Here is a 16,451-nt window from a genome sequence, read left to right as displayed (position 1 = left end):
CAACACTGGAGCGTCACCATGGTCTTCAAACGCAAGCTGCTTCTGGCCGTACTCCCGTTGGCGATCAGCCTCTCCGGCACCGCCTCGGCGCTGGATATCAAGTTCGCCGAGATCCATCCCGCCGGCTACCCGACCGTAGTCGCCGAGCAGAACATGGGCAAGAAGCTCGAAGCCGCCAGCAATGGCGAGATCACCTTCAAGATGTTCGCCGGTGGTGTGCTCGGTTCGGAGAAGGAAGTCATCGAACAGGCGCAGATCGGTGCGGTGCAGATGACCCGGGTCAGCCTCGGTATCGTCGGCCCGGTGGTGCCGGATGTGAACGTGTTCAACATGCCGTTCGTATTCCGCGATCACGAGCACATGCGCAAGATCATCGATGGCGAGATCGGCCAGGAGATCCTCGACAAGATCACCAATTCCGAATTCAACCTGGTCGCCCTGGCCTGGATGGATGGCGGCACGCGCAGCATCTACACGAAAAAACCGGTGCGCAAGATCGAAGACCTCAAGGGCATGAAGATCCGCGTGCAGGGCAACCCGCTGTTCATCGACATGATGAATGCGATGGGCGGCAACGGTATCGCCATGGACACCGGCGAGATCTTCAGCGCCTTGCAGACCGGGGTGATCGATGGCGCGGAAAACAACCCGCCGACCCTGCTCGAGCACAACCACTACCAGAGTGCCAAGTACTTCACCCTGACCGGCCACCTGATCCTGCCTGAGCCGGTGGTGATGTCCAAGAGCACCTGGGACAAGCTCACCCCTGAGCAGCAGACCCTGGTCAAGAAAGTCGCCCGTGAAGCGCAGATGGAAGAGCGTGCGTTGTGGGACGCCAAGTCGGCCGCCAGTGAAGAGAAACTCAAGGCCGCCGGGGTCGAGTTCATCGAAGTCGACAAGAAGCCGTTCTTCGACGCTACCGCGCCGGTACGGGAAAAGTACGGCGCGCAATACGCCGACCTGATGAAGCGTATCGCCGAAGTCCAATGACCTGCGGCTCCCTCCCCAGCTAGATGCGGCTGCACGGCAACGTGCAGCCTCGGTGGTGCTTTATGAAAACACTTGTGTTGCGTGTCAACGATACCTTGTACAGCGGTTGCATCTGGGTGGCGGGGCTGTCGATCCTGACCATGACGCTGATCATTCCCTGGGGCATCTTCGCCCGTTACGTGCTCGGCAGCGGTTCGAGCTGGCCGGAGCCGGTGGCGATCCTGCTGATGGTGGTGTTCGCCTTTATCGGCGCGGCCGCCAGCTATCGGGCGGGTGCGCACATGGCCGTGACCACGGTGACCGATCGCCTGCCGCCAGCGCGGCGCAAGGCGGCGGCATTGCTGGTGCAGGTACTGATGCTGCTGGTCTGCGCGTTCATGACCTTCTATGGCATCAAGCTGTGCATCACCACCTGGAACCAGTTTCTCGCCACCTTGCCGTCGATCCGTGTGGGCATGACCTATGCGCCGATCCCGGTCGGCGGGGCGATCACTCTGCTGTTCGTACTGGAAAAACTCTTCTACGGCGATCAGAGCCATCGCCAGGTAATGCGCTTCGATGTCGTCGAAGAAAGCGAAGGAGCGGCATAAATGGATGCGTTCATTTTGTTGGGCAGCTTCATCGCCCTGATCCTGCTGGGCATGCCGGTGGCGTATGCGTTGGGCCTGGCTGCATTGGTCGGGGCCTGGTGGATCGATATTCCGCTGCAGGCAATGATGATTCAGGTCGCCAGCGGGGTTAACAAGTTCTCGCTGCTGGCGATTCCGTTCTTTGTGCTGGCCGGCGCGATCATGGCCGAGGGTGGCATGTCGCGGCGGCTGGTGGCGTTTGCCGGGGTGCTGGTGGGGTTTGTCCGTGGCGGCCTGTCGCTGGTCAATATCACCGCCTCGACCTTCTTTGGCGCGATCTCCGGTTCGTCGGTGGCCGACACTGCATCGGTCGGTTCGGTGCTGATCCCGGAAATGGAGCGCAAGGGCTATCCGCGTGAGTTCTCCACGGCGGTGACCATCAGTGGCTCGGTGCAGGCATTGCTGACTCCGCCCAGCCACAACTCGGTGCTGTACTCACTGGCGGCCGGCGGCACGGTGTCGATTGCCTCGCTGTTCATGGCCGGGGTCATGCCTGGGCTGTTGATGAGCGCGGTGTTGATGGGCCTGTGCCTGATCTTCGCCAAGCGCCGCAACTACCCCAAGGGTGAGGTTATCCCGCTGCGCCAGGCGCTGAAAATCGCCGGTGAAGCGCTGTGGGGCCTGATGGCGATGGTGATCATCCTTGGCGGCATTCTGTCCGGGGTGTTCACCGCGACCGAGTCGGCGGCGATTGCCGTGGTCTGGTCGTTCTTCGTGACCATGTTCATCTACCGCGACTACAAGTGGCGCGACCTGCCCAAGTTGATGCACCGCACGGTGCGGACCATCTCGATCGTGATGATCCTGATCGGCTTTGCCGCAAGCTTTGGCTACGTGATGACGCTGATGCAGATCCCGTCGAAGATCACCACGCTGTTCCTGACCCTGTCGGACAACCGTTACGTGATCCTCATGTGCATCAACTTCATGCTGCTGCTATTGGGCACGGTGATGGACATGGCGCCGCTGATCCTGATCCTGACGCCGATTCTGCTGCCGGTGATCACTGGCATCGGCGTCGACCCGGTGCATTTCGGCATGATCATGCTGGTCAACCTGGGTATCGGCCTGATCACGCCGCCGGTGGGTGCGGTGCTGTTCGTTGGCTCGGCCATCGGCAAGGTCAGCATCGAGGCGACGGTGAAGGCACTGCTGCCGTTCTATGTGGCGCTGTTCCTGGTGCTGATGGCAGTGACCTATATCCCGGCTATCTCGCTGTGGCTGCCGAGCGTAGTGCTGTAACCGTGACAGGCGGGCCTGCGGGCTCGCCCTCCCCCTGCAAACGGATTTGTGCACATGGCTGTCGCCTCCTCTTCGAATACCTCCCTGTTTCCGCGCAAGCTGGCGGTGGCGCTGTTGGCGCTGCTGGCTTGTGCTTTTGCCGGCAACCACATCGCCGCGCGGATCGCCTTTGATAACGACACCGGCGTGTTGCTGGCGATTCTGTGTCGCTCCGGGATCACCCTGCTGGCGCTGGCGGCACTGGTGCTGTGGCAGCGCCAGTCGCTGGGCCTGCCCGCCGGTTCGCGGCGCTGGCAACTGCTGCTGGGCCTGCTGATTGCCACCCAGAGCCTGTGCCTGTACTCAGCGGTGGCGCGGATCCCGGTGGCGCTGGCGCTGCTGGTCGGCAACACCTTCCCGATTCTGCTGGCACTGCTCAGCTGGGCCCTCGGCGGGCCGCGGCCGACCCGGCGCACCGTGCTGCTGATGGGGCTGATCCTGCTCGGCCTGGTGCTGGCGCTGGATGTGCCGTCACGCCTGGCCGACAGCGCCGAGGCCAACCCGGACTGGACCCTCGGCGTGAGCCTGGCCTTCTGCGCTGCGTGTGTATTTGCCTGCGCCTTGTGGATCACCGATCACAAGCTGGCCAGCGTGCGCGGGCCGGTGCGTAGCTTGCTGACCCTGATGATCGTGTTCGCCAGCATGCTGGTGGCCGGGGTCGGCGGCTGGGTGCCGGCGGGCTTGTCACTGCCTAGCAGCAGCGCCGGCTGGATCGCTCTGGCCAGCTTGGTGGTGCTGTATGGCGTGGCGTTTACTTTGCTGTTCGTCTGCGTGCCGCGGCTGAACATGGCGCAGAACGCGCCGGTAATGAACATCGAGCCGATCGCCACGCTGTTGCTGGCCTGGGCCTTGCTCGATCAACGCCTGAGCGGCATGCAGTTGATCGGCGGCGCGGTGGTGGTCTGCGGGATTGTGCTGCTGACCTATCGGCGCTCGGCCTGATCATCGTGTTTGCACCTGGAGCGTGCTAAATGGCTTTGTTCGAACTGCATCTTGAAGACCGCCTGACACGCCTGAGCCTGGCCCCGCAACTAGGCGCCAGCCTGGTCAACTGGCAGGTCAAAGGCAGTGGCCAGGCATTGCTGCGCCACAGTGATCAAGCGGCGCTGGACAGCGGCTCTCCGCGGCGCCTGGGGTGTTATCCGCTGGTGCCGTGGTCGAACCGGATCGATGGCGGCGGCTTCGCCCGCCCCGATGGCTGGCTGGCATTGCCAGCGAACACCGAGCATTCGCCTTATGCGATCCATGGCAGCGCCTGGCAGCAGCCCTGGCAAGTGACGCATAAAGGTGCTGATCATGCGTGCCTGACGCTGAACAGCGAGCTGCCTTTTGCCTATCGGGCGGTGCTGCATGTCAGCCTTGCCGAGGGCTGCCTGAGCCTGGATCTGCAGGTCATCCATCTGGATGAATTGCCCTGCTGGCATGGTCTTGGGCTGCACCCGTATCTGCCCCGCTATGCTGACACCTTGTTGCTGGCCCCGGCGCGTCAAGTATGGATCGGCGATGAGGGTTGCTTGCCGTCGCGCCAAGTCGGAATCCCGCCTGAATGGCGCTTCGAGCAATTGAGTGAGCTGCCAGCGACAGTGGTTGATCATGCCTTCAGCGGCTGGCAAGGCGAGTGCACGATTGTCCAGCCGGCAGCCGGCTATCAGTTACACTGCAGCGCCAGCGGAGCCGACCATTACCTGTTGTTCTGTCCGCAGGACCAGCCGTTCTTCTGCTTCGAACCAGTCAGCCATCCGATCAATGCACATCATTTGCCTGGGCGCCCCGGCTTGCGCCTGCTACGCAAGGGCGAGCACGTCAGCCTGGGTTTCAGAATGCAGTACCAAGCACTCAATTGAGGTAATGGTGCGCCCGCAGGTTGCTGGCCAGCCGATCGATGAACGCCCGGACCTTGGTCGAGCCGTATTTGCTTTCGCGGTGCAGCACATGGATCGGCCACGGCGCTTGCTCGTAATCCTCAAGCACCACCTGCAGGCGCCCCGCCGCCAGCTCCGCTGCCACTTGATACGAGAGCAGCCGCGCGATACCCAGCCCCGCCGTGGCGGCGACGATTGCCGCATCGTTGCTGGTCACTGTCAGCCGGGGTTTGACCCGCACCTGCACAGGCGCCTGTTCAGGGCCGAATGTCCAGTCCAGCCGCGGTGACACGCCGCTGGCCGCAATCATCGTATGCTCGGCCAACTCGGCGGGATGCTGCGGTGTGCCGTGGCGCTGTAGATATTCAGGCGAAGCGCACAACAGCCGGCGCACCTGGCCGACGCGCACAGCCTTCAACCCCGAATCGGGTAATGGCCCGATGCGCACGGCAACGTCCATGCCCTCCTCCACCAGATTGACCACTCGATCGAGAAAGTAGGCGGACACGTCCACTTCGGGGTAAGCCTGCAAGTAGTCAACGATGCACGGCATGACGAAGGCCTTGCCGAACAGCAACGGCGCCGTTACCGACAGATTGCCTTTGGGTGCGGCGTTGATCCCGGCTGCCGCCTCGTTGGCCTCGTGGATACTGGCGAGGATGTTGCGGCTGTCCTCCAGGTAGCGGCTGCCGGCTTCGGTCAGGCGCACATTGCGCGTGGTGCGCTGCAACAGCTTGACCCCGAGCGCTTCTTCCAGGGCACTGACTGCCCGCGTTACCGCCGCCGGCGACAGGCCGAGCTTGCGCGCCGCTGCGGCAAAGCTCTCCAGCTCACCCACCGCAATCAGCACCTTCATCAGATGGATCTGATCCATGCCCCGCCCCCGTGTGTATCCTGCTGCGATTATTCCCGGGGCGGGCGGCTGATCACAAGGGCGCATCGATCAAAGATCAAGCACCAGCGGCTGGCCGCCGTCATCTGCCGGTACAGCGCAGCAGATCAGCACGCTGCCACTCTCGGGCAACTCAGCGGGTGGCTGCGGGTAGTGCACCTGGCCACTGACGATGCGCGTCTTGCAGGTGCCGCAGGAACCGCCACGGCAACTGAACTCCGGCGTCAGCCCGCGGCGCTCGGCCAGTTCCAGCAGGCTGCCGGAGCCAGGCGTCCAGCGCGCCTCCTTGGCCGAGCCGGCAAAATGCACCGGTACTGGCTGAGTGGCTGCGGGTGGCTGCTGCAGCGCAGGCTGAGCACCGTCGCCGTGACGGGTCAGCGTCGACGGGCCAAAGGCCTCGGCATGGATGCGCGCGTCCGTCACGCTCAACCGGCGCAGGCCGTCATAAATATCCTGGGTGAAGCTGGCCGGGCCGCAAACGTAGAAGTCATAGTCATCCAGCGCCAGGCGCGCTTTGATCTGCTCGATGCCAAGCCGACCGGCTATCTCGAAGTCCTGGCCAAGTACCGCTGGGGCTTCGGGCTGGCTGAGCGCTCGGTACAGATGCAGGCGATCACCGGCCTGCTGGTGCAATGCCCTTAGCTCTTGGCCAAATGGCAGCTCGGCCAGGCTGCGGGCGCCCTGGAACAGATGCACAGGCCGCGTAGCACTGAGCGCCAGCTGCTCGCGCAGCATCGCCAGCAGCGGTGTAATGCCGACCCCTGCCGCGATCAGCACCAATGGCCGCTCGCTGCTGCTGTCGAGCTTGAAGCTGCCCATCGGCAGGCGCACGTGCAGCACATCACCAACACCGACCTGCTCATGCAGATAGCGCGACGCTGCGCCCTGCTGCTTGACGCTGATGCGCAGGTAGCCGTCCGAGGGCGCGCTGGACAGGCTGTAGGTGCGGATCACCGTGGATTGCGCATCAAGCGGTAAGCGCAGCGGGATGTGCTGCCCAGGCGCGAAGGTTATCGCTGAACCGTCGGCGGGTTGTAGATAGAACGAGCGAATATCACGGCTCTCTTGCTCGATCCTGCTCACTCGCCAGGCGAGCCAATCCTGCTGGCGCTGAGCCTGTTGCAGGCGCTGCTGCGCTTCAGTCCAGGTGCCGGTGGCCAGGCTGGTTGGCGCATAGGCCTCGAAGTCCCAGCGCAGCGACACCGCCGCGGGGCGTCGCACCACCTGTTCGACTTCCAGTACCCACAGCCGCTCGGCGCCTTCGAATGCCTCGGTCAGCGGGCTGTCCAGCAGCAGCTCGGTGCGCCCGGACAGCTGCAGCACGTCGCCACTGGCAAAATCCACGAACAGCAAGCCGGCGCGTGGATTGACCAGTAGATTGCCCAGGGTATTGAAGTGCAGGTTGCCGGCGTAGTCCGGGATGGTCAGGCGATTGCCCTCGACCTTGACGAAGCCGGCCCGCCCGCCACGGTGGGAAACATCCACCGAGCGCTGACCGCCGGCATGCTCGACGTAGCTGGCGACGAACAGGGTGTCGGCAGCTTCGATCAGCGCTGTGGCCCATGCGTCCAGCGAGGTCGCGTCCTCGCGGGGCTGCGCGCGCCCTTCGACACGCCGATAGTTACGCAGCTGGATATATTGCGGGCAGTTGCCGAAAGCGTGCTCGACCTGCACGTCGAGTTGACCAGCCAGTGCCGTTTGAATCACGCCGTTGATACGGTTGCGCCGACGCGTGTGCAGCTCGATGCCAAGCATGCCAATCGCCTGCCCGGCGGCCAGCCCAGCGGCGGCTGGATCATCCTTGGCAAGCTTGGCGGCCAGGCGCAGCTGACGCGGATCCGGCGAACTGACAAAGCCGTCCGCCCCTTCGATCAAGGTCGCCCACGGCCGACCCTGAGGGTCCACGCTGGCGGCAATCATGAACGGCAGTTGCTGGTAGAACTGGCGGTGCTGGTCGGGCATGTAGTCACGAATGACCTTTTGCCCGAACACGGCCATCCGCTCGGCGACGCCGGCTTTTTCTTGCAAGGCTCTCTCGCCGGCATGCCAAGGCGAGCTCGGATCATTGGATTGCGTGTGCATGACGGCGTCCCTCGCAGGGCATGGGCCAGATCAGTCGGCGCTGTGCAGGCCGGCGGCAGTGCGCGGCATGGCGACAAAGCCGGGCAGCGCTTCGATGCGGGCCAGCCAGGCGCGGACGTTGGCGTACGGCTCCAGCGACACGTTGCCCTCAGGCGCGTGGGCGATATAGGAGTAGTTGGCGACGTCGGCGATGGTTGGGCTGGTGCCGGTGAGGAAGGGTTGTGTGGCCAACTCCTGGTCGATCACTGCGAGCAGGTTGTGCGCGCGGCCGATCACTTCTTCCGCATTGAACGAGGCGCCGAAGACTGTAATCAACCGCGCCGCAGCGGGGCCAAAGGCCAACGGCCCCGCGGCAACCGACAGCCAGCGCTGCACCTTGGCCGCAGCCAGTGGTTGCTCGGGCAGCCAGTGGCCTTGGTCATAGGTCTTGGCGAGGTAAACGAGGATGGCATTGGAGTCAGCGATGACCGTGCCGTTGTCGTCGATAACCGGTACTTGGCCAAACGGGTTGATGGCGAGAAACGCGGGCTGCTTGTGCTCGCCCTTGGCCAGGTCGACAAAGATCAGTTCAGTCGGCAGACCAAGCAACGACAGCATCAACTCGATGCGGTGAGCGTGGCCGGACTTGGGGAAGTTGTAGAGCTTGATAGGGGTTGGCATGGTCCTGACTCCGGGGTGGGTGGGCGATGCAGGTAATCCTGCGCCCATCCGCCAGCCAATAGAATCAGTGCCCGTGACAATCCATAATTTCGCCAGGCGAAATAATCGTTCAGTTGATCACGGGCCAGCCGCTCGCCTTGGGTTTCAGTGGCGATGTTGCTTCTGATAGCGATACAGGCCGCGCGCGGCGTCGATCACCAGTGGCACGCAGGCCTGAAGCTCATCGAAGCTCATCGAGTCGAGCAGTTCGAAGTTGTCTTCCAGGCCATGCAAGGAAATGGCCTTGAGCAAGGCGTCCTGCTCTGGGGGCAGCTCGCCCCACTGTGCGACTTGCGTGCCACGCATGTAGCCGAAGCACCACTCTTCCAGAATGATAGCTACGCCCTCTTCGCCTTCACTCTCTTCGAACAACGGCTCGAATTCATCCAGCTGTTCGGCCAGCTCCGCGGCCACGTCGTTGCAATAGCGCAACATCAGAGCGGTGTAGGCTTCTTCATGAGCAGGACGCTTAAACTTCGGCACCTTGCCACCGCTGACTGCGGGCAACCATTGCTCGGGGTTGACCTTGACCGGGGAACTGGCCAGCGCGGTGAAAAAACCATTGAGTTCGGCCAGGTTCAGTACCGAGAAATCGTTGCCGTAGGTGATCAGCAAATCTTCGAGGCGGGCGAGTTCTTTTTCTTCAAGACGGGGCAGCATGGTTCGGCGAATTCCTGCACTACGGGATATGCAGGCACCCTAGCATAGCTAGCCGGCTTTCGTGGCAGGTTGCAGTGAGTGCCGCCACAGCCGGCGTCGCTCAGTACTGACTCAGATGCTCCTCGAGGGTTTGTTCAAGACCACAGCCGAGTAACAGCCAGAGCAGAATCCGGCATTTGCGCGGGCACAAGCGCCCTGCCATCAGCATCCCTTTGCCGCGCAGGTCAATCTCGCCGCCGACAAAGCCATAGGTGGCAGTGGCCGTCGGCCCGCTGCCGGTGCGCGTGGCGATCACCACCGGTATCTGTTCGGCGATCCTCTGCAGCGCCTCGGCCCAGCTTGCCGACACATGTCCGGCGCCGAAGCCGGCTACCACCAACCCTGCATAGCCGAGCTTGGGGAGCGCCTCCAACAGACGAGTATCAGCATCCAGGCTCGCTTCCAGCAGCGCGACGGTATGGTCACGATTGGTGGGTAACGGCAAGACACTACGGGCAGCACCAGGCTGGCGATAGACCGGCTTGCCTTCCAGCAGATAACCATCACAACCATCACCGGGCGAGGCAAAGGCCGCCATCGCCACGCTGGCGACCTTGCGGACTTTGGCGGCGCTGTGGATTTCATCATTGATGACCACCAGCACACCGCGCCCGCGACTGCTTGTTGCCAACCCGACCTGAGCTGCCGCGAGCAGATTGGCTGGCCCATCGGCGCCCGGCTGGCTGGCCGAGCGCATCGCGCCGGTCAGCACCAGCGGGGTTGGCGATGACCACAGCAGGTGGAGGAAATAAGCCGTCTCCTCAAGCGTATCGGTGCCTTGGGTAATGACCACGGCCTGGGCGCCCTGCTCTACCTCAGCTTGCGCCCAGGCGAGCACTCCGAACAGCTGCGCAAAGCCCAGTGACGCGCTTGGCAGCAAGCACAGGGTGGCCGTTCGCAGCTCGGCCAGCTCCGCCAATTGCGGGACTGCGGCCAACAGGCCCAGGCAGTCGAGCGTTGGCGTGACGCCTTGCCCAGGTGCCGCCGCCTGCATGCTGACGGTGCCCCCCAGGCTGCCAATCGAGAGTAAAGCTCGCTTGCTGATGTGAGTCATCCTGCTTCTCCTGCAATCAAACTGAGCAACGGCACTATCGCCAACGTGCAGATCGCCATCGACAGCACGTTACCGATATAGCCGTGCATATGGCTCGGCAACCGAGCACTGATCGCGACCGCCAGCGGCGGCGCGAAAAGTGCGCCGAGGCTGGCGCTGAGCAGCATGACCTGCCAGCTACCGCCCAGAGTCAGCAGCGCGGCTGGCACCACCGAGACAATAGGAATGTAGGTCGGATACCAGCCGCGTGTCATCCACTGTCGCCGCCAGAGCAACACGCCCAGCAGCGACGCCAGCGCCTGGGCTGCGACCATTTCCAATACCAGCAGTGAGCCATACGCCGCGGCTGCGGGCGCCAGTACATGAGCCAGCAGAACCCCAAGCAGCAGGCCAAGGCTGGCCCACTCATTGCCGAAGAACGGTGCTTCGCTGAAATCAGCCAGCACCCGGCGCAGCGTCCAGAGCACGCCATGGTCGGGTTTTGCGCTGATTGTCGGAGCATCGCTCAGAGCAGAATCGCGGCGTTCGCCCAGCAGGCGCGGGAAGCGTTTGTACAGGACAAACGCCCCTACGCTGGCCAGCGCCATGCCAAGCACGTTGCCTACCACCACCGGCAACTGCAGCGGGTAACAGACATAGTTCACCAGCAGCAGGCTGGCAGGCGTGACCAACACCGCGCCCAGCAGTGCGCCACTGAGCGCTACCCGCCAACCACCCCCGAACAGCAGCACCATCGCCGCCGGCAAAGAGACAAAGGCGACGAAGGTGGGTTGCCAGTCGCCGCTGGCCAGCGTCCACCCCCACAGCACATGGCTCAGCAGCAACCCCAGCAGCGAACTGAGCAGCAGCCATGGCCATAAACCGGTGCCGTAGCAGATGGCGAAACCCTGCCAGCGGCGCCCGTCTCGGTGAGCCCAATGACCAATGCCGGCACCGAGCAACAGGCCAAGCGCTGGCAACTCATGCTTGTAGAAAGCGACTTCACTGATGTCGCCGACAATCCAGCGCAGGTAACTGATGGGCTGCTCTAGGGTCGACGCAACCTGCGCGTAAGCGGGCCACTCGCCGATCACCAACAGGGTCGCCAAGGTGCCGGCCAGCCCGATCAGCAGTAGTTCCAGGGCACCGCTGGGCGATGCCGATAGAGTACGGTTCATCACCCCTCCTCAGCGCGGCAGCGCTGGATGCAGGCGATAACCGAGAGTCGCATCGTAGAGGTCGGTACGGCGGTCGCGAGGCAGGTCGTTGAGGCTGTTCCAGATCGGCGCACTACGCGCAGTACTCAGGTCGACGTCGGCATAGACGATGCACTCAGCCTCGGCATCGGCAACCTGGCCGATGGGCCAGCCGTTGGTGCCGGCAATCAACGAACAACCGAGGAATCGCCCGCCACGCTCTTTGCCGATGCGGTTGGCCGCGGCGATATAGACGTTGTTGACGTGGGCTGCGGTCATGGTCAGGTAGGACGCCATGCAGCGCCCGGCATCATCGAACAACGGCGGCGGCGTCCACACCCAGTTGTTCAGGCTGCAGATGATATCCGCGCCCTGCTGCGCCATGAGCCTGGGCACTTCAGGGAACCAGATATCCCAGCAGATCATCAAGCCGATGCGGCCGATAGGGGTCTCGAATACCGGGAAGCCGAGGTTCCCCGGGGTGAACCAGAGCTTCTCCTGATTCCACAGGTGCGCCTTGCGGTAGTGCCCGAGTAGGCCATCGGGGCCGAACAGCACGGCGCTGTCATACAGCTTGAGGCCATCACGCTCGGCGAAGCCTGCAGCCAAATAGACCTGATGCTCGTGGGCGAAGCTGCTCCATGCGTCAAGGCTACGACCGCCGTCCAGCGGCTCGGCATGGGCATAGGCCTCGGCACGGCTATGGAAGGTGTAGCCAGTGTTGGCCAGCTCAGGCAGCACGATGAGATTGGCACCCTCGCGCACGGCCTGGCGAGCCAACGCCAGGCCTTTGCTCAAGTTGCCGTCACAGTGTTCGAGACCCACTTGCGGGTCGTACTGGATCACAGCGATGCGTACCGGGCTGACGGCATTCGGGGTATGGGGCATGGTGGCTTCCTTGTTGTGGTTATGGGAAGGAGGCCAGTAAAGCGGGGATAGCAAAGTTTCCGACAGCCAGCCGGCTCCGGCAAAAAGGTAGGAAAAATCCACAGCGTAGGCAGGAAGCAGACAGGGTCCCTGCCCCGCTCCGGCTCATTTTTGCAGTTGGTAATGCGGATAATCCGCCAGGGTGAAGCCTCCGTTGAATACTGCACCGCTGCGTTCGCAGATATTGATCACCGCGTCGATGGCAGTGCGCAGGCATGGTTCAGTCCAGCCGGCATCGACCGAAAACGATTCCCCGACCAGATACAGCCCGGAACCAGCAGCAAGGTCGCGGTTGTACTTCATCAAGCTAACTGCGTCGTAGTAGGTGCCGGCGCGGTACAGCTTGGCGCAGCCCAGCGCGTTACGATCTGTTACCCAACGCTGAATCTGAATGTTGCTGGCGTCAACGTAGGGCGATATCAGCTGCTGGATATTTGTGCAGCGCATCAGAATTCTGTCGGGCTCGGCCAGGCACTTGTGCCCAAGCTCAACATCGGTGAAAGCCGCCAATTTGGTAGCATCGTCCTCCCAGGTGTAGCTCAGCAGAATGCAGTCCTGAGCGTAGTGAGCGTTGTAGCGATATGCGTAGACATCGTGGACGAAGCTGTCGGTGACCAGGATCTGTGGGATCTTGCAGCCCTCGTCGAAGAAGCGCTTACTCAGTGGCGCGTAGACCTTGCAACTGGTCTCCCAGTGAGCAGTCTTCCAGGCCTTGATGATGCGCTGGGGTAACTCTGCAGAGCTGAACCCCTGGAGTTTGATATTGGTCTCGATCAACCATGACGGAAGGGTAACGATCACGGTGTCATGGTCACCGCTTCGTAACTGCTCGTTTTGAGGGCTGCTGTGATGCCAGCGGTAATCGACTCTGATGCGGCCATTAGCCAACTTGCTCAGCCCACAGACGGCGCTGTCGGTAAGCAGGCCATCCTCACGCGCAGCGAGATGGGTATATAAGGATTTATCGGACTGCTCGATGGGCATGAACAACAGACACTCATCCAGCGCCGCCAAGCCGAGATAGCGCGGCCCCTGAAACATCAGCTCGCTGCTGTCGGGCAGTGCGGGCCGGCCCAACCAAGGCGCAGCAAGAGGTACACCCTGTTCATCTACCCGACCGTGAACTAATTGGAGGTGGCTACTAAAGCCAAAGATGGCTGTGCGTAACGGGTACAGGCAGCAGACGTCATAAAACGCGCCCCAGCTGCCATCGCCGATACCGATGGAATAGAAGATCGCCGACTCATCGGCATCCATGCCCAGCCCGCCAAAGTCCCCTGGGTTATCTTCACGCCATAGCTCCAAAGCTGGCAGCCGAACCAGATCCCGAAAGGACAGTTTATGGTAGCGAGCAACAGTTGCAGCCCAGAATTCTTCCCAGGCGACGGTCCCGTAAACCTGGGCAACGCGCTCGGCCAGTTGCTCGGCAAAACGCTTCCACTTGCCGTGGACAATTTGCAAGCGAGCAGTAGGGGGCGGCGATTCGCCGGTTGGGTTGCGCCAGACCAACAACGTTGGCTCAGCACTGCCGTCAAACTGCCCTTCTTCCAGGTAAATACCTGTACCCGTTACCCAGGGAGTGCCCGGATTTGGAAAGTCCGAGAGATGCAGATCGAACAGACTGGAGTAGTACGCCATTAGCGAACGGCCGTCTTTGGGCGACTCACCGGTGCGGTTGAAGAATGGCATGCGCATGGCACCCATTTCGAAAGGGGTCGAGGGTCGCGGGTTTGCCTCAGTCGCACTGGGTAACGTCAAGTGCCTGCCACCGACGCGCTGGGCCTGTTCGATCAGTGTGATATTGCTGAAGCCGCAGCGCAGCAGCTCTCTGGCCACGGTGAGCCCGGTGACGCCTGCACCGACGATACAAATGCGCTGATCCTTCGCCGTTGCCTGAGCGACACCCCCGTGCTGCTCAACCAATCGGCGATAGTCAAAACACAGGTCTGGTGGATTGGGGAAGCGTGCAGCCCAGGGTTGAGCTGGGAGCGCTGGCTCTACGGCAAGATCTGCGGGATGGTTGTGAGTAGATCCAATGGTCATTGCCTCAGTCCTTCGAAGTAATTGAAGGGCAAGCTTGAGGCTAGAGCGGCGTTACTTGGCGGGATGTAATTACTACGCGGTCAGCATTTTATAGTGGGGCCTGGGGGTGCGATTTAAGCTGCAAGCTAAGATCAGCACAAAGCCGCTCCTGCAAAGATAAATACAGCTGTTGGGCTGCACTTACTCAGCAGAAGCGGCCTTGCACATATAGGCCCTGATTTGACCTAAGCGTTACACCGCCAGCGCGCGCTCACGCAGCTCGCTGTTGAGGATGCGGTCGTTCTCGCTGTAATCGACTGGGCAGTCGATCACGTGCACGCCTGGGGTCTTGATGCAGTGCTCGAGCAGCGGCAGGAAGCCTTCGGCGCTTTCTACGCGGTGGCCATTGGCACCGTAGGCTTCGGCGTATTTGACGAAGTCGGGATTGCCGTAGTCCAGGCCGTAGTCAGTGAAGCCCATGTTGGCCTGCTTCCAGCGGATCATGCCGTAGCCGTCGTCACGCAGGATCACCACGGTGATGTGCATGCCCAGGCGTACTGCGGTTTCCAGTTCCTGGCTGTTCATCATGAAGCCGCCGTCGCCGCACACAGAAATCACCGGGCGATCCGGGTAGACCAGGTGCGAGGCCATCGCCGATGGCAGGCCGGCGCCCATGGTTGCCAGGGCGTTGTCGAGCAGGACGGTGTTGGGCTTGTGCGCCTTGTAGTTGCGGGCAAACCAGATCTTGTAGATGCCGTTGTCGAGGGCGACGATGCCTTCGGACGGCAGCGCGCGGCGGATGTCGGCAACCAGGCGCTGCGGGTAGACCGGGAAGCGGTCGTCGTCGGCGCCTTCGGCGATCTGTGCTTCGTTGGCTTCGCGGATGGTCAGCAGACGGGTGAAGTCCCAGTGGCTGGTATCGGTCAAAGCTTCGCCGATCTGCCAGACGGCGTTGGCGATGTCGCCGATCACTTCGATCTGCGGGAAGTACACCGCATCGACTTCGGCAGAACGGAAGTTGATGTGGATGACCTCGGTGCCGCCACGGACCATGAAGAACGGTGGCTTCTCGATGACGTCGTGGCCGATGTTGATGATCAGGTCGGCAGCTTCGACGGCGCGATGGACGAAGTCGCCGGACGACAGCGCGGCGTTGCCGAGGAAGCGTGGGTGGCGCTCGTCGACCACGCCTTTGCCCATTTGAGTGGTGATGAACGGGATGCCGGTCTTGTCGATCAGTTGCTTGAGGACCTTGGCGGTCATCTTGCGGTTGGCGCCGGCGCCGATCACCAGGATCGGGCTGCGCGCGTTCTGCAGCTTCTCGACAGCGGCTTCCACGGCCTTGTGCTCAGCCAGTGGACGGCGGCTCAGGCTTGGCGGGATCGGCATGCTGTCGGTTTGCTCGGCAGCGATGTCTTCTGGCAGCTCAAGGTGCACTGCGCCGGGCTTTTCTTCTTCCGCCAGGCGGAAGGCTTCACGCATGCGTGCAGGGATGTTGTCGGCCGAGGCGAACTGATGGGTGTACTTGGTGATGGGCGCCATCATGCCGCACACATCGATGATCTGGAAGCGGCCCTGTTTGGACTTCTTGATCGGCTTTTGGCCGGTGATCATCATCATCGGCATACCGCCGAGGTAGGCGTAGGCACTGGCGGTCACCAGGTTGGTCGCGCCTGGGCCAAGGGTCGACAGGCTGACGCCGGTCTTGCCGGTCAGACGGCCATAGGTGGCGGCCATGAAGCCTGCGGATTGCTCGTGGCGAGTCAGTACCAGCTTGATCTTCGACTTGCGCAGGGATTCGAGCAGGTCGAGGTTTTCCTCACCAGGGATGCCGAATACATACTCGACACCTTCGTTTTCCAGGCATTGCACAACGACATCGGCGGCCTTAGCCATCTTGCTTGTTACCTCAAGTAATTGGACGCAGGGACATCCAGGACGGTCAGCACAGGGGTGCTGAAAGAGTCTTTGCACAGGCGCAAGGTGCCCGTGGGTTAAGTCTTGACGTTGAGGGTGCAGGGGAAAGTCACGTCATCAAAGTGCAATATTGTCGCACCTTGGTGGTGGGGGATGTCGAGGGGGCGGGATTTGCGTGCGGATTTGAGATTGCTGGGGCCGCGTTGCGGCCCTTTCCGACCG

14 protein-coding genes are annotated in these 16,451 nt (G+C 62.3%); 5 read left to right on the top strand and 9 right to left on the bottom strand.

Features of this window, described 5'->3' with window-relative positions:
* The first annotated feature begins 18 nt into the window (after positions 1-18).
* The 5 genes from ACQZ2L_RS23995 (at position 19) to ACQZ2L_RS23975 (ending at position 4,744) form a co-directional block, all read left to right on the top strand.
* The gene (locus ACQZ2L_RS23995; RefSeq protein WP_430328145.1) at positions 19-990 is read left to right on the top strand and encodes a TRAP transporter substrate-binding protein; all 972 of its coding nucleotides are present in this window, start codon (positions 19-21) and stop codon (positions 988-990) included.
* Between the two features lie 62 nt (positions 991-1,052).
* Complete coding sequence (locus tag ACQZ2L_RS23990; RefSeq protein ID WP_314876267.1) at positions 1,053-1,580, top strand: TRAP transporter small permease; 528 nt, start codon at positions 1,053-1,055, stop codon at positions 1,578-1,580.
* Complete coding sequence (locus tag ACQZ2L_RS23985; protein ID WP_101321779.1) at positions 1,581-2,861, top strand: TRAP transporter large permease; 1,281 nt, start codon at positions 1,581-1,583, stop codon at positions 2,859-2,861.
* A 54-nt stretch (positions 2,862-2,915) separates the two neighbouring features.
* Positions 2,916-3,842, top strand: a complete 927-nt coding sequence (locus ACQZ2L_RS23980; protein ID WP_430328144.1) for an EamA family transporter — start codon at positions 2,916-2,918, stop codon at positions 3,840-3,842.
* 29 nt (positions 3,843-3,871) lie between these two features.
* The gene (locus ACQZ2L_RS23975; RefSeq protein WP_430328143.1) at positions 3,872-4,744 is read left to right on the top strand and encodes an aldose 1-epimerase; all 873 of its coding nucleotides are present in this window, start codon (positions 3,872-3,874) and stop codon (positions 4,742-4,744) included.
* Here the strand turns inward: ACQZ2L_RS23975 and ACQZ2L_RS23970 are convergent.
* The 9 genes from ACQZ2L_RS23970 to ACQZ2L_RS23930 form a co-directional block, all read right to left on the bottom strand.
* Entirely contained in the window at positions 4,737-5,636 is a 900-nt protein-coding gene (locus ACQZ2L_RS23970; protein ID WP_430328142.1) for a LysR family transcriptional regulator, read from the bottom strand. The two genes, ACQZ2L_RS23975 and ACQZ2L_RS23970, sit on opposite strands and share 8 nt — an antisense overlap.
* A 69-nt stretch (positions 5,637-5,705) precedes the next feature.
* Positions 5,706-7,736 carry a pyridoxamine 5'-phosphate oxidase family protein gene (locus tag ACQZ2L_RS23965; RefSeq protein WP_430328141.1) on the bottom strand — a complete coding sequence of 677 codons (2,031 nt, stop codon included), beginning with the start codon at positions 7,734-7,736 and terminating at the stop codon, positions 5,706-5,708.
* A 30-nt stretch (positions 7,737-7,766) separates the two neighbouring features.
* Positions 7,767-8,396, bottom strand: a complete 630-nt coding sequence (locus ACQZ2L_RS23960; RefSeq protein ID WP_430328140.1) for a glutathione S-transferase family protein — start codon at positions 8,394-8,396, stop codon at positions 7,767-7,769.
* Positions 8,397-8,540: 144 nt separating this feature from the next.
* The gene (locus tag ACQZ2L_RS23955) at positions 8,541-9,095 is read right to left on the bottom strand and encodes a UPF0149 family protein (RefSeq protein WP_103438313.1); all 555 of its coding nucleotides are present in this window, start codon (positions 9,093-9,095) and stop codon (positions 8,541-8,543) included.
* A 100-nt stretch (positions 9,096-9,195) separates the two neighbouring features.
* The gene (locus tag ACQZ2L_RS23950; RefSeq protein ID WP_430328139.1) at positions 9,196-10,188 is read right to left on the bottom strand and encodes an asparaginase; all 993 of its coding nucleotides are present in this window, start codon (positions 10,186-10,188) and stop codon (positions 9,196-9,198) included.
* On the bottom strand, positions 10,185-11,345 hold the full coding sequence (locus tag ACQZ2L_RS23945) for a hypothetical protein (RefSeq protein ID WP_430328138.1): 1,161 nt from the start codon (positions 11,343-11,345) through the stop codon (positions 10,185-10,187). The genes ACQZ2L_RS23950 and ACQZ2L_RS23945 overlap by 4 nt, the downstream gene beginning before the upstream one ends.
* A gap of 9 nt (positions 11,346-11,354) precedes the next feature.
* On the bottom strand, positions 11,355-12,251 hold the full coding sequence (locus ACQZ2L_RS23940) for a nitrilase family protein (protein WP_430328137.1): 897 nt from the start codon (positions 12,249-12,251) through the stop codon (positions 11,355-11,357).
* A 144-nt stretch (positions 12,252-12,395) separates the two neighbouring features.
* Positions 12,396-14,333 (bottom strand): flavin monoamine oxidase family protein, encoded by a 1,938-nt coding sequence (locus ACQZ2L_RS23935; protein WP_430328136.1) that lies wholly within the window; start codon positions 14,331-14,333, stop codon positions 12,396-12,398.
* Positions 14,334-14,564: 231 nt separating this feature from the next.
* Positions 14,565-16,208 (bottom strand): acetolactate synthase large subunit, encoded by a 1,644-nt coding sequence (locus tag ACQZ2L_RS23930; RefSeq protein ID WP_101321786.1) that lies wholly within the window; start codon positions 16,206-16,208, stop codon positions 14,565-14,567.
* Positions 16,209-16,451: the final 243 nt, after the last annotated feature.

Origin of the sequence: Pseudomonas shirazensis (assembly GCF_050496565.1) — a bacterium.
Classification (GTDB): domain Bacteria; phylum Pseudomonadota; class Gammaproteobacteria; order Pseudomonadales; family Pseudomonadaceae; genus Aquipseudomonas; species Aquipseudomonas shirazensis_A.
The sequence above is the reverse complement of the archived record's forward strand: the minus strand, read 5'-3'. Positions and strand labels throughout refer to the sequence as shown.